The sequence below is a fragment of the Bauldia sp. genome (genome assembly GCF_020442045.1).
Classification (GTDB): Bacteria; Pseudomonadota; Alphaproteobacteria; order Rhizobiales; family Kaistiaceae; genus Bauldia.
Genome location: NZ_JAGRLA010000025.1, coordinates 45,562 through 67,606 on the forward strand (window position 1 = coordinate 45,562; position 22,045 = coordinate 67,606).

The 22,045-nt window shown below is 65.8% G+C and carries 19 protein-coding genes; 10 read left to right on the plus strand and 9 right to left on the minus strand.

Translation table 11 applies throughout. From position 1 onward, the window contains the following. The first annotated feature begins 56 nt into the window (after positions 1-56). Together KDJ86_RS02960 and KDJ86_RS02965 are read left to right on the plus strand one after the other, a co-directional pair. Complete coding sequence (locus KDJ86_RS02960) at positions 57-929, plus strand: acyl-CoA acyltransferase (RefSeq protein WP_291742693.1); 873 nt, start codon at positions 57-59, stop codon at positions 927-929. Between the two features lie 18 nt (positions 930-947). Continuing rightward, a complete protein-coding gene (locus tag KDJ86_RS02965) occupies positions 948-2,633 on the plus strand; it encodes a thiamine pyrophosphate-binding protein (protein ID WP_291742697.1) in 1,686 nt (561 codons plus the stop codon). Positions 2,634-2,664: 31 nt separating this feature from the next. On the opposite strand, the gene KDJ86_RS02970 is transcribed toward KDJ86_RS02965, so the two are convergent. Further along, a complete protein-coding gene (locus KDJ86_RS02970; RefSeq protein WP_291742699.1) occupies positions 2,665-3,540 on the minus strand; it encodes a branched-chain amino acid aminotransferase in 876 nt (291 codons plus the stop codon). Between the two features lie 168 nt (positions 3,541-3,708). Between KDJ86_RS02970 and KDJ86_RS02975 the strand changes: the two genes are divergently transcribed. Beyond that, positions 3,709-4,641, plus strand: coding sequence for an alpha/beta hydrolase (locus KDJ86_RS02975; RefSeq protein WP_291742701.1), 933 nt, complete (start codon positions 3,709-3,711; stop codon positions 4,639-4,641). A 7-nt stretch (positions 4,642-4,648) separates the two neighbouring features. Here KDJ86_RS02975 and KDJ86_RS02980 read toward each other — a convergent pair whose 3' ends face one another. Then, the gene (locus KDJ86_RS02980; protein WP_521085248.1) at positions 4,649-6,460 is read right to left on the minus strand and encodes a long-chain-acyl-CoA synthetase; all 1,812 of its coding nucleotides are present in this window, start codon (positions 6,458-6,460) and stop codon (positions 4,649-4,651) included. Positions 6,461-6,774: 314 nt separating this feature from the next. On the opposite strand from KDJ86_RS02980, the gene KDJ86_RS02985 reads away from it, so the two are divergent. The 7 genes from KDJ86_RS02985 to KDJ86_RS03015 all read left to right on the plus strand — a co-directional run bounded on the left by KDJ86_RS02985 (position 6,775) and on the right by KDJ86_RS03015 (position 14,859). Continuing rightward, positions 6,775-8,079, plus strand: a complete 1,305-nt coding sequence (locus KDJ86_RS02985) for an O-acetylhomoserine aminocarboxypropyltransferase/cysteine synthase family protein (RefSeq protein ID WP_291742707.1) — start codon at positions 6,775-6,777, stop codon at positions 8,077-8,079. A gap of 14 nt (positions 8,080-8,093) precedes the next feature. Continuing rightward, the gene (metA, locus tag KDJ86_RS02990; RefSeq protein ID WP_291742710.1) at positions 8,094-9,113 is read left to right on the plus strand and encodes a homoserine O-succinyltransferase MetA; all 1,020 of its coding nucleotides are present in this window, start codon (positions 8,094-8,096) and stop codon (positions 9,111-9,113) included. Between the two features lie 65 nt (positions 9,114-9,178). After that, entirely contained in the window at positions 9,179-9,649 is a 471-nt protein-coding gene (locus KDJ86_RS02995; RefSeq protein ID WP_291742713.1) for a flavin reductase family protein, read from the plus strand. A 91-nt stretch (positions 9,650-9,740) separates the two neighbouring features. Further along, positions 9,741-11,534, plus strand: coding sequence for an AMP-dependent synthetase/ligase (locus tag KDJ86_RS03000; RefSeq protein WP_291742716.1), 1,794 nt, complete (start codon positions 9,741-9,743; stop codon positions 11,532-11,534). 127 nt (positions 11,535-11,661) lie between these two features. Continuing rightward, on the plus strand, positions 11,662-12,012 hold the full coding sequence (locus KDJ86_RS03005) for a RidA family protein (RefSeq protein WP_291742719.1): 351 nt from the start codon (positions 11,662-11,664) through the stop codon (positions 12,010-12,012). Positions 12,013-12,145: 133 nt separating this feature from the next. Continuing rightward, positions 12,146-12,559 (plus strand): hypothetical protein, encoded by a 414-nt coding sequence (locus KDJ86_RS03010; RefSeq protein WP_291742721.1) that lies wholly within the window; start codon positions 12,146-12,148, stop codon positions 12,557-12,559. Next, complete coding sequence (locus KDJ86_RS03015) at positions 12,556-14,859, plus strand: adenylate/guanylate cyclase domain-containing protein (protein WP_291742723.1); 2,304 nt, start codon at positions 12,556-12,558, stop codon at positions 14,857-14,859. The genes KDJ86_RS03010 and KDJ86_RS03015 overlap by 4 nt, the downstream gene beginning before the upstream one ends. A gap of 10 nt (positions 14,860-14,869) precedes the next feature. On the opposite strand, the gene KDJ86_RS03020 is transcribed toward KDJ86_RS03015, so the two are convergent. The 7 genes from KDJ86_RS03020 to KDJ86_RS03050 form a co-directional block, all read right to left on the minus strand. After that, positions 14,870-15,751 carry an HD domain-containing protein gene (locus KDJ86_RS03020; RefSeq protein ID WP_291742726.1) on the minus strand — a complete coding sequence of 294 codons (882 nt, stop codon included), beginning with the start codon at positions 15,749-15,751 and terminating at the stop codon, positions 14,870-14,872. A 324-nt stretch (positions 15,752-16,075) separates the two neighbouring features. Further along, the gene (locus tag KDJ86_RS03025; RefSeq protein ID WP_291742729.1) at positions 16,076-17,098 is read right to left on the minus strand and encodes a branched-chain amino acid ABC transporter permease; all 1,023 of its coding nucleotides are present in this window, start codon (positions 17,096-17,098) and stop codon (positions 16,076-16,078) included. Then, a complete protein-coding gene (locus tag KDJ86_RS03030) occupies positions 17,095-17,958 on the minus strand; it encodes a branched-chain amino acid ABC transporter permease (RefSeq protein WP_291742732.1) in 864 nt (287 codons plus the stop codon). The genes KDJ86_RS03025 and KDJ86_RS03030 overlap by 4 nt, the downstream gene beginning before the upstream one ends. Positions 17,959-17,964: 6 nt before the next feature. After that, the gene (locus tag KDJ86_RS03035) at positions 17,965-18,669 is read right to left on the minus strand and encodes an ABC transporter ATP-binding protein (protein WP_291742734.1); all 705 of its coding nucleotides are present in this window, start codon (positions 18,667-18,669) and stop codon (positions 17,965-17,967) included. After that, positions 18,662-19,393 carry an ABC transporter ATP-binding protein gene (locus tag KDJ86_RS03040; RefSeq protein ID WP_291742738.1) on the minus strand — a complete coding sequence of 244 codons (732 nt, stop codon included), beginning with the start codon at positions 19,391-19,393 and terminating at the stop codon, positions 18,662-18,664. The genes KDJ86_RS03035 and KDJ86_RS03040 overlap by 8 nt, the downstream gene beginning before the upstream one ends. Positions 19,394-19,769: 376 nt before the next feature. Next, on the minus strand, positions 19,770-21,059 hold the full coding sequence (locus KDJ86_RS03045; RefSeq protein ID WP_291742740.1) for an ABC transporter substrate-binding protein: 1,290 nt from the start codon (positions 21,057-21,059) through the stop codon (positions 19,770-19,772). Continuing rightward, positions 21,056-21,994: a 3-hydroxyacyl-CoA dehydrogenase family protein gene (locus KDJ86_RS03050; RefSeq protein WP_291742743.1), complete on the minus strand. Its 939-nt coding sequence runs from the start codon at positions 21,992-21,994 to the stop codon at positions 21,056-21,058. Before KDJ86_RS03050 ends, KDJ86_RS03045 begins: the two co-directional genes overlap by 4 nt. Between the last annotated feature and the right edge of the window lie 51 nt (positions 21,995-22,045).

The following is a 22,045-nucleotide window of genomic DNA, read 5'->3' on the forward strand; positions in this document are numbered from 1 at the left end:
TAAATTGCGAGAATCGGTACAAGTGTATTCACCATTCATGGTGAACGGACGCGCCGATGGCCCCAAGACCGAAGATCCGCTGCCGGCAGATAGCCGAATCCGACCTCGATTCGGTCATCGACCTGCTGGTCCGGGGCTTTCCGAGGCGGGACCGGGCCTATTGGCAACGCGGCCTCGGGCGGCAGGCGGTGCGCCCGGTGCCGGAGGGTGTTCCGCGTTTCGGCTATATGCTCGACTGTGACGGCAGGGCGGTTGGCGTGCTGCTCGTGCTTGGCGACGCGGCCCATGTCGACGGGCGGCTCGAGGCCCGCTGCAACCTCTCGAGCTGGTATGTCGATCCGGAATACAGGAGCTACGCGCCGCTGCTCGTAGCGATCCCGCTGAAGCTGAAGGATGTGACCTTCGTCAACGTCTCTCCCGCGCCCCACACCTGGCCGATCGTCGAGGCCCAGGGCTTTTCGCCGATCTGCCAGGGGCAGTTCACCGCCTTTCCGTTCCTCGCCAAACCGGTGCGCGGCGTCCGGGTGCGGGCGGTGACGGCGGAGGATGTCGCGTCTTCCTTCCCGTCAGTACCCGATTTCGACCTGCTCCGGACCCATGCCGACTATGGCTGCGTCAGCCTGGTCTGTTCGACGCCGGACGGCGACTATCCCTTCGTCTTCCGTCCGTTTCGCAGATGGCGCGACCGGCTGCCCTGCATGCGGCTGATCTATTGCCGCGAGGCGGGCGATTTCGTCCGCTTCGCCGGGCCGCTCGGCCGGCATCTGCTGCGGGGCGGCAGCCCCTGGGTCATTCTCGACTCGGACGGCCCGGTCGAGGGGCTGGTCGGCTTCTACCAGGCGAGGAGCGGCCGCAAGTATTTCAAGGGGCCGCACAAGCCGCGCCTCGGTGACCTCGCCTATACCGAATTCGCACTCTTCGGCCCCTGACCCGAAGGAGGACCAGTCATGCATGCTCCGCTGAAGACCCGCACCGCCGCCGAGGTTCTCGTCGACCACCTGATCGCCAATGGCGTCGAGCATGTCTTCTGCGTGCCGGGCGAAAGCTATCTCGGCGTGCTCGACGCGCTCTACGATCGCGACATCACCGTCACCGTCTGCCGACAGGAGGGCGGGGCGGCGATGATGGCCGACGCGGTGGGAAGGGCGACGGGGCGGCCCGGCGTCTGCTTCGTCACCCGCGGGCCGGGCGCTTCCAACGCGATGGCAGGCATCCACATCGCCGACCAGGATTCGACGCCGATGATCATGTTCGTCGGCCAGGTCGAGCGGAATTTCCGCGAGCGCGAGGCATTCCAGGAGATGGATTACCGCGCTGTCTTCGGCAGCGTGACGAAATGGACGACCGAGATCGACGACGCGACGCGCGTGCCGGAACTGGTGTCGCGCGCCTTCCATACCGCGACGAGCGGCCGGCCCGGGCCGGTCGTCATCGGGCTGCCGGCGGATATGCTGCGCGAGCGCGTCACCGTTGACACTGCGCCGTCCTTCGCGCCCGTCGAGGCGTCACCGGGGACAAGGGACATGGCGGGTTTCAGCGGGCTGCTCGATGCCGCCCAAAGGCCGGTCCTGATCCTCGGCGGCAGCCGCTGGAACGAGGAAGCCTGCGATCAGGTCCGCCAGTTCGCCGAGCGGTTCCACCTGCCGGTCGTGACCAGCTACCGGCGGCTGCCGCTCTTCGATCCGCTCCATCCCTGCTACGCCGGCGACCTCGGGATCGGCCCGAATCCGAAGCTCATCGCGCGGATCAGGGACGCGGACCTCGTCATTCTTCTCGGCGGCCGCCTGGGCGAAATCCCGTCGCAGGGCTATTCGCTGCTGGATGTGCCGACGGCGCGCAACAAGCTGGTCCACGTCTACCCGGCGGCGGAGGAACTCGGGCGGGTCTACCAGCCTGAGCTTGCCATCCAGTCGGGTCCGATCCGTTTCGCCGAGGCGCTCGCGGCGCTGCCGGCGCCGGCCGGGATTGCCTGGGGCGAGGAAACCGACGCGGCGCATGCCGACTATCTCGCGTGGACCGACGAGGTGACGGAACAGCCCGGCGGGGTCAACCTCGGCGCGGTGATGGTCTGGCTCAGGGAGAACCTGCCGACCGACACCATCCTCTGCAACGGCGCCGGCAATTACGCCGCCTGGATCCATCGTTTCTACCGGTTCCGCGGCTTCGCCACCCATATCGCGCCGACCTCGGCGTCGATGGGCTATGGCATGCCGTCGGCGGTGGCGATGAAGCGGCTGTTTCCGGAACGGACGGTACTCTCGATCAACGGCGACGGCGATTTCCTGATGAACGGCCAGGAATTCGCGACCGCCGTGCAATACGGGCTGCCGATCGTCACGATCATCTGCGACAACGGCATGTACGGCACCATCCGCATGCACCAGGAGCGGGAATATCCGACCCGTGTCTCGGCGACCGAATTGCGCAATCCGGATTTCGCGGCCTATGCGCGCGCCTTTGGCGGCTTCGGGGTGACCGTCGAAGCGACTGACGATTTCCCGGCGGCCTATCGGGCGGCGGAAGCGTCGGGCCAGCCGGCGATCATCCACCTGAAGATCGATCCGCAGGCGATCACGCCCGGCACGACGCTTGACGCCATCCGCGACCGGGCGCTGGCAAGCCGTCGGCGGTGAAAGACCGGCGGGGCGCCCGACCGGCGCCGCGTCAGCCGTGGGCGAATTCCCAGTAGAGCTTGCGCGCCCTGGCGAAGAAGGGGCCGGGCTGGAGCTCCCGGTCATCGATCCGGATGACCGGCATGGATTTCGAGAAATTGCCGGTCGAGAAGATCTCGTCGGCATCCTGGAAATCGGCATAGGTCAGCGTCTTCTCGACGACCGTTTCGCCGGCTTCGCGGAACAGGCTGATCATCCTCTGGCGGGTGATACCGTTGAGGAAGGTCCCGTTCGGGACCGGGGTGAAGACGACCCCGTCCTTGACCATGAAGACGTTGGCGTTGCCGAGCTCGGCGACATTGCCGAGCGCGTCGCGCATGATGCAGTTGGTGAAGCCCCGCGAATGGGCCTCGATCATCGCCCGCGAGTTGTTGGGATAGAGGCAGCTCGCCTTGGCCTTGAGCGGCGCGCTGTCCTCGGTCGGACGGCGGAAGGGGGAGAGCGTCACCGACATGCCCTTCGGCTCCGGCATCGGCGCCTCGTACATGGTCAGGCACCAGTTGGTCGTCTCGGGATCGAAGCGGACGCCGCCGCCCGGGCCGCCGGCTTCCGCCCAGTACATTGGCCGGATGTAGAGCGCCGCATCGCTGTCGAAATGGCGCATCCCTTCCGCGGCAAGCGCCATCCAGGTCTCCTGGTCGACGACCGGCTTCAGCGAGAGATGGGTAGCCGACCGGTTGACCCGTCTGAAATGCAGGTCGAGATCGGGAGAGACGCCCTCGAAGGCGCGCCCGCCGTCGAACACGACCGACCCGAGCCAGGTTCCGTGGGTGCGGACTCCCATGATCGGGACGTTGCCTTCATGCCAGTCATTGCCGAAGAACGTCCAGGTCTTCGACGGCGCGGCGGCTATCTTGTCGATCGTCATGACACGTTCCTTTCATCGTCCCCAGCCGGGGCGCGGCTCCCGTCGCGTCCACGGCGCAAGCTCCACGGCCGCGACCCATCCCGCGAGGCGACGCGCGCGAAAGATTCGCCTAACACTATGCCGGCTAGTATGAACCGGTCGCTTACGCAGCGCAGGTGTTCCCGCCCCGTGCCTCTCGATCCCCACGCCAGACGCCTTCTCGACATGCTCGCGCTCGCCGGGCCGGCCGATCCGGCGCGCATGCCGATCGAGGAACGCCGGGAATCCTTCCGGAAGCTGATGGCGCTGTCGCGTGGCGGCGCCGAGATCGGCAGCATCGAGGACCGGTCGATCCCCGGTCCGGGAGGCGCGATCACGGTCCGGCTCTACCGGCCGGGCGGCGAGGGCGACGCGCCGTTGCCGGCGGTCGTCTTCTTCCACGGAGGCGGATTGGTCGCCGGCGATCTCGATACGCATGATGCGCTCTGCCGGGTGCTGTGCCGTGGCAGCGGAGCGATCGTCGCCGCGGTCGACTACCGGCTGGCGCCGGAACATCCCTTCCCGGCGGCGATCGCCGACAGCATCGCCGCGACTGCGTGGATCGCCGAAAATGCCGGCGCACTCGGCATCGATCCGGAACGGATCGCGGTCGCGGGCGATTCCGGCGGCGGTACGCTGGCGACCATCGTCTGCCAGTCGGTGCGAGGTGAAAAGGGTCCGCGGATCGCGATGCAGCTCCTTCTTTGTCCGGTCCTCGATCTCGGGGCCGAGACCGTATCGCGCCAGGAATTCGCCAGTGGCTACCTTCTCGATCGCGCGATGATGGCGCGGGACCTCGCGCATTACGGGCCGGTCGATCCTCTCGATCCGCGGGTTTCGCCGCTGCGAGCGGCCGATCTCGCCGGGATGCCGCGAACGCTGATCCATTCGGCCGAGTTCGATCCGCTCCGCGACGAGGACGCAGCCTATGCCGAGCGGCTCAGGGCGGCCGGCGTCGCGGTCAGCCATACCTGCCACGCCGGGATGCCCCATCATTTCTACGGGCTGACCGGGATTATCCCCGCCGCCCGGCAAAGCCTCGATGCGATCTGCCGCGAGGCGCGGGCCGAGTTGTCGCGATAGCCGGAGTTCAGAGCCGGACCCGGCCGTCGGCGATCGCAGCGAAGAGGTTCTGGTCAAGCGTTGCATAGGCGTCTTCACGCGGGTCGTAGCAATAGAGCGGATCGTCGATGACCGATGGATCGATTCCTTCCGAAGCGAGACGGAAGGTCTTCGGCTTGAAGGTCTCGGTAACGTCCAGCTCGTCCCTGATCCGCAGGAAGATGGGACGGGCATAACCCGGCAGCCGTTGTCCGAGCCGGGCGCCGAAAGTCGCGAGATCGAAGTCGCCATCGACCTGGAGGGCGGCCATGCCGGCGCGGCCCTCGGCGCCGGGTACGGCGACGCCATAGACATGGGCGGCGACGATACCGGGGCAGGCGGCGATCGCCTCCTGTACCTCGAGGGTCGAGACGTTCTCGCCCTTCCAGCGGAATGAGCCGCCGACCCGGTCGACGAAATGGAAGAAGCCTTTCTCGTCCTGGCGCATCAGGTCGCCGGTGCGGAACCAGGCGTCACCGGGCTCGAACACGTCGCGAAGCAGTTTCCGTTCGGTCTCGGAATCGCTGGTATAGCCCTCGAAGCGGGTCTCGGAACTGATCCTGCCGATCGCCTCGCCGACCTCGTTGCGGGTGCAGCGGACGCAGCGCCCTTCCGCGTCGCGGAGCGGCGCGTCGGTCTCCGGATCGAATTTGACGATCGCGGCCGGGAAGCGATGGGCGAGGTAAGGCGGGATCCTGCCGATGGCGCCGGGTCTGCCCTCGAGGTTGTAGAGCGAGAAGGTGCCTTCGGTCGCGGCGTAGAATTCAAGGATCTGCGGAATACGGAAGCGGCTCCGGAACTCCTCCCAGACATCCGCCCTAAGGCCATTGCCGCAGCAGAGCCGGAGGCGATGCTGGCGCTCCCGTGGCGATGGGAGGGCGGCGGCGAGGTAGCGGCAAAGCTCGCCGATATACTGGAAAAGCGTGCAATCCCAGTCGACGATGTCGTTCCAGAATTGCCGGGCGGAGAAGCGCTCGCGCAGGACGACCGAGCCGCCGCTGACGAGGACGCTTGCCGGCGCAACGACGCCGCCGATGCTGTGATACATCGGCAGGCAGTCATACATCCGATCGGCCGGTGCGGTCCCCATGATCCCTGCGAACCAGTAGGCCCAGGTGACGATCCGGCGGTGGCTGACATTGGCGGCCTTCGGCAGTCCCGTCGTGCCCGAGGTGTAGATGCAGAGCGCGCGGTCCGCGAGGGTTACGTCGCGGGTCTCCATCTCTGAAAGTGGTTCTCCGCTATAGTGGTCGAAGGCGAGACGGGTGGCCGTGTCGCCCTTGTTTTCAGAGATGTCGCCGGTAACCCAGACGCGATAATCCGGGTCTTTTCCGGAGGCCTCGGCGAGAGTCTCGGCAAGCTCGGGCGCGACCACGACGTGGCGCGGCTCGACGACGGCGACGCAATGGGCGAGCGATGCCGCGGTGAGGTTGGTATTGAGCAGCGCGACCACACCGCCGACGCGGGTGACGCCCAGCCAGAAAGCAAGATAGTCGGGACAGTTCGGCATCAGCAGGCAGACGGTGTCGCCTGGCGCCACGCCCTGTTCCAGGGCCCAGCGCGCATAGCGGCGCGACCGATCGGCAAGCGCTGCGAAGGTCAGGCTTTCGCGGTCGGAGAGAAGGGCGGGGGCGTCGCCGAAACGCCCGGCCAGTTCCTCGATGACCACGGGCAGGGTGCGACGCGGCCTGTCACCGAGCTTGGCGGTCAGCTCGAGCGCGCGCAGCCAGCCGCCCGACGCGCTGGTGGCGCGGCTTGCAGACTTCGCGTCCTGCACTTCCCGACTTCTCGGAGTAGCCATGCCTTCACCGAATCCGGTCCCGCGCGCGGCGGCGGGACCTCCGGCGCATTTTGACCACCTCTCCGGCCGTTGCAATAAGACAGACGTTTGTCTCAAATCTAAACTTAACCGTTAAGGTTACCGGCGAACCGCATGAATTAAAGATTGAACGAAATATTACTTTTCCCCAAGATCGAGGCTGAGGGGTGCCAGTAGTGTTTCAAGTAAAAGCACATCCGGCATCCGGCTTCAGAGGCGAGTGATCCAACCGGATCGATGCCTTCAAAAGCGCCCCGGAAGGCCAAGACAAGCGGGCGCACCAGGGAAGTGTCGAGATGCGCAGCGAGACGATCGCGATTCACGGTGGATACGAGACCGATCCGGGGACAAAGGCCGTCACGACGCCAATCTATCAGACGGTCGCCTACGAATTCGACAGTGCCGACCATGGCGCGTCGCTTTTCAATCTCGAGGTCGAGGGCTTCCGGTACAGCCGGATCAGCAATCCGACCACCGAGGTGCTGGAGCGGCGGGTCGCCGCGATGGAAGGCGGCCTCGCGGCGCTTGCCGTCAGCACCGGACAGGCCGCGCTCCACTATGCCGTCGTCAACCTCGCCGACCATGGCGGCAATATCGTTTCCGTGCCGCAGCTCTACGGCACGACCCACACGCTGCTTGCGCATGTGCTGCCCCGGCAGGGGATCACCGTCCGCTTCGCGGAGAGCGACGATGCGGACGCCATCGCGCGGCTGATCGACGAGTATACGCGCGCCGTCTTCTGCGAGAGCGTCGGCAATCCCGCGGGCAACATCTGCGACATCGAGAAGATCGCCGCCGTCGCACATCGCGCCGGGGTTCCGCTGATCGTCGACAACACCGTCGCCACGCCGATCCTTTTGCGCCCGATCGAGCATGGCGCCGACATCGTGGTCCACTCGCTGACCAAGTTCATGGGCGGCCACGGCACGACGATGGGTGGCATCATCGTCGACAGCGGCAAGTTTCCGTGGCGGGAGCACGCCCGCCGGTTCCCGATGTTCACCGAGCCGGACCCGTCCTATCACGACCTCGTCTATGTCGAGGCCTTCGGCGACGCCGCCTATATCGGACGCTGCCGCAGCGTCTATCAGCGCACGACCGGATCGGTGCTGCCGCCGATGAGCGCCTTCCAGCTCATGCAGGGCATCGAGACCGTGGCGCTGAGGGTCGAGCGGCATGTCGAGAATGCGCGGCGCGTCGCGGAATTCCTGCGCGACGACCCGCGCACCGAATGGGTTTCCTATGCCGGCTTCCCCGAAAGCCAATATCACGACCTTGCGTGCCGCTATCTCGGCGGCCGGGTCCCGTCTCTCCTCACATTCGGGATCAAGGGCGGTTTCGAGGCCGGCAAATCCTTCTACGACGCCCTGAAACTGGTCAAGCGGTTGGTCAATATCGGCGACGCCAAGTCGCTCGCCTGCCATCCCGCGTCGACGACCCACCGGCAGATGACCGCCGAGGAACAGCGGATGGCCGGCATCTCCCCGGACACCATCCGGCTCAGCATCGGCATCGAGCATATCGACGACATCATCGAGGATCTCGACCAGGCGCTGGATGCCGCGCGCCCGTTGCGCGAGACGCCGCAGGCCGCGGAGTAGGGACGGAGAACGTCATGTTCGTGGTGCTCAACCAGGGCCTGCAAGGCAATCCGACCATCGGCGAGCGGCAGGCGGAAGCGCGCTGGCGGGCATCCGGTGGGACGGGCGCGGGCTGCCTGGAAATCGGCCTCGTCAACAACATGCCGGACGCGGCGTTGCGGGCGACGGAAAGGCAGTTCTCGAAGCTTCTCAGCGCCGCCGCCGGCGAGTGGACGCTTCGCCTGCATTTCTTCGGCCTCGACACGATCCCGCGCGGTGGCGAGGCGCGATCCTATATGCGGTCGGGCTACGGCAATATGGCCGATCTCGAAGCGGCCGACCTCGACGCGCTGATCGTCACCGGTTGCGAGCCGCATGCGGAGCGGCTGAGCGACGAACCATACTGGTCCGACCTCACGGCCATCGTCGACTGGGCGGAGGAGAATACGACTTCGACCTTCTGGTCGTGCCTCGCCGCACATGCGGCCGTGCTTCACTCGGACGGCGTCGATCGGCACCGCCTGGCGCAGAAGCAGTTCGGCGTCTTCGCCTGCGAGACGGTCTCGGACGATCCGATCCTCGAGGGCACGCGGTCGCCTTTCCATGTGTCGCACTCGCGCTGGAACGAATTGCGGGAAAACGAGCTGGCGGCGAAGGGCTTCACGATCCTGACGCGGTCGGCCGAGGCCGGCGTCGACATGTTCGTCCGCCGGCGGAAGAGCCTCTTCCTCTATCTGCAGGGGCATCCCGAATACAACGCGCATTCGTTGATGGGCGAGTATCGCCGCGACGTCGGTCGCTTCCTTCGCGGCGAGAGCCCGCGCTACCCGGCGATTCCGTCCGGCTATTTCGACACCCGCACCGAGCAGAAGCTCGCCGCCTTCAGCCAGAAGGCGATCACCGCCCGCGATCCGGCTCTGCTCGAGGATTTCCCGGGCGGCGGCGTGCTGCGCCCGAAGGCGACGCGGCGCCTCGCCGCCACCGGCATTCCTTTGGTCCGCAACTGGCTGAACCATGTTGCCGCGCGGAAGAGAGAGGGCGTTTGGACATCATGAGCACGGCCCTCGCACGCATTCCCGCGGGTCCGATTGACCCGACGCCTGATGAGTTCCGTATTGCCATGCGGAATCTGGCAGCCGGTGTTTCGGTGGTGGCGACCGGATACGGCAAGGCGAGGGCGGGCCTGACCGTGACCTCGGTGAGCTCCCTCTCGATCGATCCGCCGTGCCTGCTGGTCTGTATCGGCCGCTCCTCGGGAACCCTCGCCGCCCTCAGGGCGAACCAGGCATTCGGGGTCAGCGTCCTGGCCGAGAACCAGCAGAGCATTGCCGACCGGTTCGCGGGGCGTGGCGGCGTTCGCGGCGCCGCGCGGTTCGCTGGATCGCACTGGATCACCGGCATCACCGGGGCTCCGCTCGCCGTCGGCGCCCTGTCGGCGATCGAGTGCACACTCGAGAAGATGGTCGAGTGGCACTCCCATGCGATCGTCGTCGGCCAGGTGCGTTCGGTCCGCCTCAACGAAGCCGCCGGCCCGCTGGTCTACTGGCATGGCGACTATCGGAATATCGAGGACGCCGAAGAACCGGCCTGAGGCGGTCGCTTCGACCGTCGTCCAAGCCGCTGGTCCTCGGATCGATGTCGTTCTAGCCTGCGATCCCCATTTTCGGCGGATCGGGAAGGCCATGGAAATTGACGACTGGCCCAATCTGGTTGACATGTTCTTCCGCAAGGCCGCGGAACGTGGCGAGCGGCCGTTCCTGTGGGAGAAGCGCGACGGGGTTTATCAGGCGACAAGCTGGCGCGAGGCGGCGGTCCAGGTCTCCGCCCTGGCGGCATCGCTCAAGACCTATGGGCTGGCGCCGGGCGACCGGGTCCTGCTCCTCTCGCAAAGCTCGCCGCGCTGGGTGATCGCGGATTTCGCGATCATGGCCGCGGGCGGCGTCACCGTCCCGCTCTACACGACCAACACCGTGGCCAACCACGAGCATGTGATCGCCGACAGCGGCGCGGCGATGGCGATCATCTCGACCGCCGCGCTGGCCGGCCGGTTCCTCGAGGCCGCCGGCAAGGCCGACATTGTCAAGCGCGTCGTCGCAATGGAGGCGCCTGGCGAAGGCGTCGGCGCCGGTATCGCGGTCAGCGGCTGGGAGGAGGCGTTGTCGGCCGGGCGGGAAGGAGCGGCCGCCATTCCGGAAGTGGCGAAGGCGATCGACCGCGATGCGGTCGCGGTGGTGATCTACACCTCCGGAACCGGTGGCGAGCCGAAGGGGGTGATGCTCAGCCATCGGGCAATCATCGCCAATTGCGCCGGCGCGGTCGACATCCTCTATGAGGTCGGCCTCGACGACGAGGTGTTCCTGTCGTTCCTGCCGCTCTCCCACGCCTACGAGCATTCGGCCGGCCTAATGTTCCCGGTGTCGATCGGCGCGCAGATCTATTTCGCCGAGCGGGTCGATACCCTGACGACGAATCTCCTCGAGGCGCGGCCGACGATCATGACGGCGGTGCCACGCCTCTACGAAGTCATGCGCGAACGGATCCTCAAGGGTGTGACCCGGCAGGGCGGGCTCAATGCCTGGCTGTTCGGGACCACCGTCGACCTCGGCCGGAAGCGATACGAGAGCGAGGGGATGACAGCCTGGCAGCGGGGACTCGACCGGGTGGTGGATCGGCTCGTCCGCGACAAGGTTCGCGGGCGCTTCGGTGGGCGGCTCAAGGCGCTGGTGTCCGGTGGCGCGCCGCTGAATTACGAAGTGGGGGTGTTCTTCACCGCGCTTGGCTTGCGCCTGCTGCAGGGCTACGGCCAGACCGAGGCGGGGCCGGTGATCAGTTGCAACCGGGTCGGCAAGGCAAAGCTGCGGACCGTCGGGCCGCCGCTGAAGCATGTCGATCTCAGGATCGCGGAGGATGGCGAGATCCTGGTCCGTGGCCCGCTGCTGATGGACGGCTACCTGAACCATCCCGATCTTACCGCCGAGATCCTGCGCGACGGCTGGCTCCATACCGGCGACATCGGTGTCCTTGACGAGGACGGCTACCTGCGGATCACCGATCGAAAGAAGGACATCATCGTCAACTCGGCAGGGGAGACGATTTCGCCGCAGCGGATCGAGTCGGCCCTGGCGCTGGAACCGGAGATCGAGACGGCCATGGCGGTCGGGGACAATCGTCCGCACATGGTCGCGATCGTCGCGCCGAACCGCGCCTTCACCGCCGAGTGGGCGAAACGGAATCACGCGCAGGACGACCTCGCCGACCTCGCCGGCGATGACGCCTTCCGCGGCGCGATCGGGGAGGCGATCGATCGCGCCAACAAGACTCTCGGCCCCGCCGAACGTATCAAGCGCTTCCTCATCGCCGAGCACCCCTTCACCATCGAGAACGGGATGATGACGCCGACGATGAAGCTGAGGCGCCACGTCATCATGGAGCGCTGGAAGCCGGCGCTCGATCGCCTCTATGATGGCCGCGACTGAGCCGGCGCGACGTGACCTATCCATCCGAATTCAGGCCAGGCTTGCGGTGTGCGTCGTCAAGCCGTAGATCGATGCCTGCTTCGGCGGATACGTAACTTCCAGATCACGTTTCGGATGAGGGTTGCACATGGGAATCGAGCGGAAACAGGTCAACAAGCGGATGAGCCAGATCGTGACCAATGGCGGCGTCGTCTACCTCGCCGGACAGGTCGCGCTCGACGCGCCGGGCGCCAGCGTGGCGGAACAGACCCGCGGCACCCTGGCTCGCATCGATGCGCTTCTCGCCGAAGCGGGAACCGACAAGTCCAAGCTGCTGAGCGCCAACGTCTGGCTCTCCGACATGGCGACCTTCGACGAGATGAATGCGGTGTGGGACGCGTGGGTCGCGGAGGGCAACCCGCCCGTCCGCGCCTGCGTCGAGGCGAAGCTGGCCGACCCCGCCTATACGGTCGAGATCATGGTGACCGCCGCCGCCTGATCTCCTTTCCGCCAGGGCTTAAAAACTCCGCTGTCTTCAACGGACGCCCGATTCTTGCTATCGAGTGAGGTCGGATGGAGGTGGGATGGCGAGTGGCGAACAGGGCATGGCGCGGGCGAAGGCCGTGTCGGAGATGGCCGATCTGGCGCAGCTCCGCTCGGTCATCGCGCAGCTCGAAGCCACCATTCGCGTCTTGCGGGGCGAACTCGAACACGAACGGAACCGCGGTGAGTCCGCGGTCCGCGAAGCGCATGCCGAGCACGCGACGGAGATCGCGGCCCTCAAGGCAATGATCGACACCATGCGCGGCCGGCTGGAGCAAGGCGAGAAGGCCGGCGACGCGGCGGTCCAATCGGTTCGCGCGGCCGGCCGTAGCGAGGCCGCCGAATTGCAGGCGACGATCGTCGCGCTGAGGGCCGAACTGGAGGCCGAGCGGGAGCGGCGCAGCAACGAAGTCTCGGATCGGGAACAGGCTTTCGAACGTGAGCGTGTGGTCCTGGAAGACCAGGTCAGGGCGCTTCGTGCCAAGCTGGAAGCGGTGACATGACCGGGGCCGTCTCGTCGATGGAGCACGGGGAGGGCGGGCCGAAGCTGCCGCGCTCGGAGCAGGAGGCTTTCCGGCGCGCCCGCATCCTCCTCGAAGTCTCGCGACGATGCGCCCTGAAGCAGACACTCGACGGTCTCCTGCAGGAGCTTGTCGAGCTCACCTCGCGCGAGCTCGACTGCGATCGCGGAACTCTGTTTCTCAACGATCCGGGGACGTCGGAGCTCTATTCGCGGGTGGCGCAGGGCAACCTCACCCACGAGATCCGCATTCTGAACAACAGCGGCTTCGCCGGCTTTTCGTTCCAGACCGGCGAATCCATCCTGACATCCGACCCCTATTCCGACGACCGCTTCAATCCGAGCGTCGACGAGCGGACCGGCTACCGCACCGAGAGCATGGTCTGCGTACCGGTCAGGACGCTCGCCGGCGAGATCATCGGCGTGATGCAGTGCCTCAACAAGCGGAACGGGCATTTCACGGAAGACGATCTCGATCTGCTGTCCGACATGACGAGCCAGGCGGCCATCGCCTTGCAGAGCCATCAATATGTCGAGCAGATCGAGAAGATCAGGATCAAGGAGACTGCCTTCCTCGAACTGGTTTCCGAGATCAGCTCGGAGTTCGACCTGTCATCGATCCTGGTCAGGGTCGTGAAGGAAACGACCAGGATGCTCAACGCCGAGCGGGCGACCGTCTTCCTTCATGACTCGGCGACCGGAACCCTTTTCTCGCGGGTTTCCTCGGGCAGCGAGATCAGCGAGATCCGGTTCCCCAGCCATCTCGGCATTGCCGGGGCGGTGTTCACCTCCGGCGAGAGCATGAACATCCCCTATGCCTATGCCGATCTGCGGTTCAATCCGGCTTTCGACAGGCAGACCGGCTTCTTCACCCGTTCGATCCTGTGCGTGCCGATCGTCAACAAGGACAACAAGGTGATCGGCGTCTCGCAGATGCTCAACAAGCGCGGCGGCATCTTCACCGACGAGGACGAGCAGCGGCTGAAGGCATTCACCGCGCAGATCGCCATAGCGCTCGAGAATTCCAAGCTGTTCGATGATGTCCGCCGGATGAAGGACTACACGGACAGCATGCTGCAAAGCATGTCGAACGGCGTGATCACGCTCGATCCGAAGAACAAGGTCGTGACCTGCAATGCCTCGGGCGGCGGGATCTGGTCATGCGCGCCGGACAGCCTGGTCGGCAAGCCGCTGGAGTCGTTGATCGGCGACGACAGCAAATGGCTGCCGGGCGAGATCGGGAAGGTCATGGCGAGCCGCCAGAGCGAAATCTTTCTCGATGTCTCGCTGACGCTCGCCGGCACCGAAAGATCGGTGAATCTCACCGTCATGCCGCTGCTGACCGACGGCGGTTCGCAGGACATCGGCACGATGCTGATGTTCGACGACATCAGCTCGGAAAAGCGGATGATGTCGACCATGTCGCGCTACATGGACCCGGTCATCGCCACCCGGCTGCTCGACGGCAAGGGCACCGAGATGCTTGGCGGGCTGTCCGCCGAGGCGACGGTGATGTTCACCGACATCCGCGGCTTCACCCCGATCACCGAGGAATACGGGGCGCAAGGCACGGTCTCGTTCCTCAACGAGTATTTCACGATGATGGTCGACTGCATCGCCAGCGAAGGCGGGATGCTCGACAAGTTCATCGGCGACGCGATCATGGCCTGCTTCGGCCTGCCGATGGCGCATGACGACGATCCCGACCGGGCGGTCAGGGCGGCGATCGCCATGATCAGGCGCCTGTGGGAGTGGAATATCGAGCGACGCGCGGCAGGTCTCAGAACCGTCGACATGGGGGTCGGCATCAATACTGACCAGGTTGTTTCGGGCAATATCGGTTCGCCGCGGCGGATGGATTACACGGTGATCGGCGACGGGGTGAACCTCGCCTCGCGGCTCGAGAGCGCCTGCAAGTCCTATTCGGCCCGAATCCTGATCTCGGAAACGACGGCGCGGCAGCTCCGCGGCACCTACCGGATGCGCGACATCGACCTGGTGGTGGTCAAGGGCCAGTCGCGGCCGGTGCGGGTCTTCGAAGTGCTTGACTACCACTCGCCGGAATCGTTCCCGAACCTGATGGACGTGGTCAACTACTTCAACGAGGGCATCGGGCACTATCGCAGCGCGAATTGGGACAAGGCCTCGGATCGCTTCGCCAGGTGCCTGGAGTCCAATCCAGGAGACGCGCTGTCGGCGACCTACATCGATCGCTGTCGCGTCCTCGCGGCCGATCCGCCGGCCGGCGATTGGGACGGTGTCTGGGTGATGACCCGGAAGTAGCGTGCACCGCTCAATCGAGCGCCGCGATCCGTTCCCGTATGACCGCCAGGTTCCGCTCGATCGAGGCGAGATAGGGATTTTCGCCGGTCACTGGATTCCTGAAGTGTCGCCAGATGCCGCCGCATTCTTCGTTCAGCTTGTGCTGCACGAAGGTGTCCCAGAAGGCGGGCGTACCACGCAGCAGCGCCTCGTAGCTCGCAAACGGCCATTCGTCCCGGGGTATTCCCTGATAGCGGTAGCTTTCGGCGAACTCGTTGAACAGGGGTTCGAGACGATCCGGGTATCGCGGATCGCTGATCTGGCCGATGTAATCCGCCGTGCAAACGGCTTGGCCGAGCAGGCGCTCGATGTCGCTGCGGAAGGTGAGTTCGACGAGGTTCACGCGTGGTCCGGTCGAACTGATCAGATGCTCGACGAACTGGATGTCATCATCCGACCAGCCGCGTCCTTCCAGGAAGCGGCGCGCGAAGTCGCAGGAGCGGCCCTCGTGAAGATGGGTGTATTTGGCTCCACTGCCGTCGAGATCGCCGGCCTTCTTGAGAAAACCGATATCGTGAAACAACACCGCGACCAGGGCCCGGCGAAAGTCATTCGCTTCGATGGAGGGGGAGGCATTGTCCTCCTGCCGGCGATGCATCAGCTCAGCAAGGCACAGCGTGGCCTGCAAGGTGTGCGTTATGTCGTGATAGGCCGTGTCCATGGCCTGGTATTCGGGATAATCGCCGTTGAACAGGTTCTCGACGGCATCCATGTATTCGTCGATATACCCGTCGTCGGGAGCGCCAAACATGTGCTCCTGGCGCTCCTTGACCAGGCGGCGAATCGCGGCGGGGCAGGAAAAGTCGATTTCCGACAAATCCGGCAGCGCAACGTAGTCGATCGTGTCTCTCATGCGCTGCCCTTAGAAAACGGGCAGGCTTCGGTCAATTGAATTATCCCCACGACCTTCCCTCAGGTCACCGGCTCCAGCCCTCCACTCCGCACGGAAAGCCGTCGTCATTATAGCAACGATCGTCTCGACCATTTATGACCTAGGTCACAGACTTGGCGGGGGCGTCATGTAGCATTGCCCGCTTTTCCCCGAACTTGGTGATCTTCCGTGCCTGGCCGTGCGTTTCGGCCGGATTCCGCCATTGACGGTGCCAGATGCCGACGACGGCGCAGGTTCGTCAGGGCCGGTTATCCCCGGATCACCGATCCGGCGCGCATAGCCGGATCAGTCAAGGGGGTATCTGATCCGACGGCGGACCGGAAACAACTCGATGCCGAAGCGGTCCTGGACGAATCCCCACAGGCCGCGCGGCGCCTTCAGCATGACGACGATGGCGACCAGGCCGAGGATCATCAGGTAGATCGAACCGAGATCAGCCAGCGTCTCGCGGAGCAGGAAAAAGACGATCACTCCGACGATCGGTCCCTCGATGGTGCCGATCCCGCCAATGACGGTGATGAAGATGACGTAGGCCGTCCAGTCGTTGACGTTGAAAGCGGCATCCGGGGAGATGCGGAGCTTCTGGAGGAAGATCAGCGCCCCGACCATGGCGGTCGCCCCGGCGGAAACGACGTAGATCATCAGCTTGGTGCGCCAGATGCGCACGCCGAGACTCTCCGAGGCGACCTCGCTGTCGCGAATGGCGGCGAGCGCCAGCCCGCGTCGGGTCGACAGAAGCCAGTAGGTGCCGCCGAGCACCACGACCACCAGCAAGAAGGCCGCCCAGTAGACGATCCACTCGCGCATGTCCCGCCCTTCGGCGATGTCCTTGACGACCGCCACCGGCAGGCTGGTGCCGGAGCCGCCACCGAGCGCGGAGACCTGCGCGAAGACGAGGCGGAACACCTCGGCCATCACCCAGGTGCCGATGGCGAAATAGGCGCCGGAGAGACGAAAGATCAGGACCGCGACGGGTACCGCGATCAGCGCGCCCAGAATGCCGGCAATCGGGATGGTGAGGAGCGGATTGACGCCGAGCAGGATGGCGAAGGCGAAGAGCATGTAGCCGCCGAAGCCGACATAGGCCTGCTGGCCGACCGAAACGAGGCCGGCAAACCCGGCAAGCAGGTTCCAGAGGCAGGCAAGGGCCAGATAAGTGAATATCTCCGAGAGAAGCCGCATGTCGGCACGGCCGGCCCAGGCCGGCGCCGCCGCAAGTGCGATCAGGGCGACGATCGCGACGACGGCGGCAAGGCGGCTTGTCGCGGTCGCCCGCTCGACCCGCCAGTCGGGTGTGACGGCGCTCATCCGGCGATCCTCGGGAAGAGGCCGGTCGGCCGGAACGCCAGCACCAGCAAAAAGACGAGGTGGCCGGCCAGGAGTTGCCAGCCGGGATTGATCTGTGCGCCGATCGCCTGGGTGACGCCGAGGATGACGCCACCGGCGAGCGTTCCCCAAAGGTTGCCGAGCCCGCCGATGATCACGGCCTCAAATCCGAAGATCAGCCGCGCCGGGCCGCTCGCCGGATCGAAGTTGGTGCGGACGGCGAGGAACACCCCGGCGATGGCGACCACCGCCAGCGACAGCGCCATGGCGAGGCCGAAGATGTGCCGGTTGTCGAGCCCCATCATCCGGGCTACGTCGGCGTCGTCTGACGTGGCGCGGAAGGCCCTGCCGAGGGCGGTCCGGTAGAAGATGAACTGGAGCACGCCGATTACCGCCACCGCCGCCAGGAACATGACGAGCGGCAGTACCCCGATGTCGATGCCGGCGAGATTGAAGGTCGCCACCTCGAGAGCGCCGGCATTGAGTCGTCGGCTGTCGGCTGTGAAGACCTGCAGCAGCCCGTTCTGGATGATGACCGACAGGCCGAAGGTGACGAGGAGCGGCGGCAGGATGTCGGAGCCGAGAGTCAGGTTGAGGAGGCCACGCTGGAGCACGTAGCCGAGGAGGGCCATCAATGGAATGACGACGACAAGCGATTCCAGCGCGCCGAGTCCGAGCGTCTGCATCACCACCAGGGCGAGGAAGGCAGCGAGCACGATCAGGTCGCCATGGGCGATGTTGACCAGCCGCATGACGCCGAAGATCAGCGAGAGACCGGCGGCGAACAGCGCATAGAGGCCGCCGACGAGGACTCCCTGGACGATGGCGTTGATCCACTGCATGAGGCCTCAGGTCCCGAAATAGGCGGCGGAGATCGCCGCGCGGTCGAGATCGGCCGGTCGGCCCTGCAGCGACACCCGCCCCTCCTGCAGGCAGACGACGCGGGTGGCGACCGACAGCGCGCGGGTGATATCCTGTTCGACAATGACGGCGCCGGCGCCGCCGGCGACGATCCCCGGCAGCGCCGCGTAGATGTCCTTGATGATCACCGGAGCGAGGCCGAGGCTGATCTCGTCGAAGAGGATGAAGTCGGGATTTGCCATCAGCGCCCTGCCGATGGCGCACATCTGCTGCTGCCCGCCGGAGAGCGACGTGGAGGCCTGATTCCGCCGTTCGCCGAGGACAGGAAAGAGCGCGTAGACCGTTTCCAGCGACCAGCGTCCCTTGCGGCCGAGCTGGCCGCCGATCATCAGGTTCTCCTCCACCGACAGTGACGGGAAAAGGCGCCGGCCCTCCGGGACGAGGGCGATGCCGCGCTTCAGAATCCGGTCGGCCGAAAGCCCGCCGATTGACTCGCCGCGAAAGCGGATCGCTTCGCGCTTCGCCGGGATCACGCCGGCCACCGCCTTGAGAAAGGTGCTCTTGCCCGCGCCGTTGGCACCAATCATCGCCAGCACCTCGCCGGGCTCGACGGCGACCGAGACGGCGAACAGCGCCTGGAAGTCACCATAGAAGGCGTCAAGTTCAGTCACGGCGAGGATCGGTTCAGGCATCGGCTTCGATGCCCAGATAGATTTCGGAGACTTCCCGGCTCGCCATCACCGTCTTCGGATCCCCCTCCGCAACGATGCGGCCGAAGTCGATCACCAGCAGCCGATCGACGATGGCGAGAAGGGCGTGCACCACATGCTCGATCCACACGATGGAGATGCCGGTCTTGCGAAGCCCGGTGATCGCGGCGACCAGCTCGCGGCATTCGTGCTCGCTGAGCCCGCCGGCGATCTCGTCGAGGAGCAGGAGCTCGGGCCCGGTGGCGAGCGCCCGTGCCATCTCCAGTCGCTTGCGCTCCAGGAGGGTCAACGAATCGGCCATGGCATTGGCCTTCGCCTTGAGGCCGGTGAGCTCCAGTACCTCGACCGCCTTGGCGTAGGCTTCGCGCTCGCTCATATCGCCACCGAAGGCGGCCCCGACCACGACGTTCTCGAACACGGTCATGCCGGAGAAGGGATGCGGAATCTGAAAGGAACGCGACACGCCGAGACGGCAGCGCGCCGCCGCGTTGAGGCTGGTGATGTCGCGGTTGCGATAAGCGATCGTCCCGGAATCCGCCTTGACCGTTCCGGCGACCAGATTGAACAGGCTCGTCTTGCCCGCGCCATTCGGCCCGATGATACCGAGCGCCTCGCCGCCCGCGACCTCGATATCGATCGCGTCCGCGACGACGATGGCGCCGTAGCGCTTGCAGACCTTGCTCAGTCGGATGATGGGCGCCGCCATCACGGCGCATCCCGTGCCTGGAGGCATCGAACGCGCTGGCCACGAGGGCGCCTCCTCTCCCGGAGGGGGAGGGGATAGCGAGACCCGCCCGGCGAAACCGGGCCCGGTCGAGCTTGGTCAGGGGTTGCGAAGCCCTCAATCAGGGAGCGAGCCCGTGAGGAGCCAGCCCGCTCGCGCTCTGTTCTGACCGCTCCCATGAACCCTCGCCAGCTTCGCCTGTGCCCGCCTGTCGCGGGCAAGGCTTCGTATCCTCTCCCTCCGGGAGAGGAAGTGCTACCCTCGGCGCGCCGAATCTCGAACCAGCCACCTCGCCATCCTGAGGTGCCCGGCCGCAAGGCGGCCGGGCCCCGAAGGACGCACCGTCCGGTGACGTTCCCTACCCGATCAGCTTCAGTTCGCCGCCGACCGGAATCTCCGGCGCTGTCTCGTTTTCGCAGATGACGAGATCGAAACCGTCGGTACCCTTCTGCCACTGTCCAGCCACCAGCGGGGTCTTGGTGACGTTCCTGACAGGCGTGCCGGTCCACTCGACCGGCCCGACAATGGTCTTCAAGTTGGTGGAGGCGATCGCGTCGATGATCGCGCTCGAATCGTCGAGGTCGTCGGCTCGCTTCACCACGTCGGCAACCACCTCGAAGAGGGCGTGCTTGAAGCCGATCGGCTGCGTCCACGGGCGGCCGGTGGCCTCCGTATAGGCGTTGGTCAGCTCGCGAGCCGACTGGCCGGTAAGGCTGGACGAGAAGGGATGGTTGGGCGTCCACCAGATTTCCGACGAGAGACCGTTGGCACGGTCGCCGAGCGAATCCACCACCGACGGGAAGAGCAGTGCCTTGCCGATGGTGACGATCTTCGGATTGAAGCCCTGCTGCGCCGCCTGGCCCCAGAAGGTGGCGAAATCCGGCGGGATCATGTTGCCGGTGACGATTTCGCAGCCGGCATCCTTGAAGGCGCTGATCTGGGCGGTGAAGTCGCTGTTGAGCGGCTGGTAGCGGCCGGGATCGACCAGCTTGAAGCCGGCCTTGTCGAGGGCCGGCGGGAAGCCGACCTGGGCGTCGCCCCAGGCATTGCCATCGGCATCGTTGGGAAAGAGCCCGCCGACCGTCTTGGCGACGCCCTGCTGGTCCCAGAGCGCGAGGAACGCGGCGATGACGTCTTCCAGTCCCCAGAAAAAGTGATAGGTCCAGTCGAAGCCGGTCGCCGGATCGCCGTTGCGCCCGAAGAAGTAGGGCTGCCACGGGCAGTCGGTGGTCACGCACGGCACCTCGTTGACCTCGGCCTGGTCGGCCACCGGGTTGGTGGTATCCGGCGTCGAGGCGGCCGTGATGATATCCACCTCGTCCTGGAGGATCAGCTCGGCGGCGACCTCCGCGGCCCGGTTGGGGTTCGACTGGCTGTCCTTGGCGATGATCTCGACCTTGACCAGCTTGCCGTTGTTGTCGATGCCGCCGGCGAAGACCTTCTCGATCTCGCCGAGAATATAGGGGTCGGCCTCGCCGAAGCCGGCAAGCGGTCCCGTCCGCGGGCTCACGTGGCCAACCTTGATGACCATGTCCTCGGCATAGGCGCGGGTGTTGCGCAGGATCGCCGGCATGGCCAGCGTCGCCGCCGAGGCGGTCAGGAACGTCCGGCGCGATATGCGTCCGCCGGCGACGGTCGTCTTGGTCATGGTCTCTTTCCTCCCGATTCCGGCCGATCGAGCTCGGCCGCCAATTTTGCCAGGTGTGAAGTGACCCGGGCGCGCAGTTCCTCCTGTTCGGCGGGCGTCCATTTGCGGAACCCCTCGCCGGTCTTGAAGCCGAGCCTGCCCTCGCTCACGAGTTTCCTGAGATAGGGCAGGGGCTCGGTGGAGCGGTTCAGGTCGAACAACAGGTTTTCGTGGCAATCGAGGGCGAGATCGGTGCCGACGAGATCGGCGCTCTCCAGCGGACCGATGACGGCAAGCCTCCGGCCGAAGCTCGATTTCACCACCATGTCGACGGTTGGCGCGTCGCAGACGCCCTCCTGCACCAGCGCCATCGCCTCCCGCCAAAGCGCGTGTTGCAGGCGGTTGCCGATAAAGCCGGGAACGTCCTTCCTGACATGCACCGGCGCCTTCCCGATCGAGGCGAGCAGCGCCATCATCGTCGCGACCGACTCGTCCGCGGTGCCCTCGGCCTGGACGACCTCGACCAGCGGAATGAGGTAGGGCGGCATCCACCAGTGTGTCCCGAGCACGCGATCGCGGGTCTTCACATCCCTTGCGATCCTGCCGATCGGGATGACCGAGGTGTTGCTGGCGAGCAGTGCCGCGGGCGGCGCCAGCCGCTCGAGCTCGGCGAAGATCGCCTGCTTCAGCTCGACCTTCTCGGGCGCCGCCTCGAAGACGACGTCCGCATCCACGACAGCCGCTCGAAGCGTCTCCTCAGGCGTGACCCTTTCCGCGGCCTCGGGATCACGACCGAGATCGGCCAGGACCTTCGCGACGCGCTCGCGAAGCGATGCCAGCGCTTCGGCCGAAGGATCGTGGACCTTGACCTCGTGGCCGGCCGCCGCGAACTCCTCGGCAATGCCGTGACCCATGAGCCCGGCACCGACGACCGCGATCCGGGTCTTCGCGGTCATGGCGAGCCTCCTTCGAGGCTCGGGCTTCGCCCTCGCACCTCAGGATGGCGG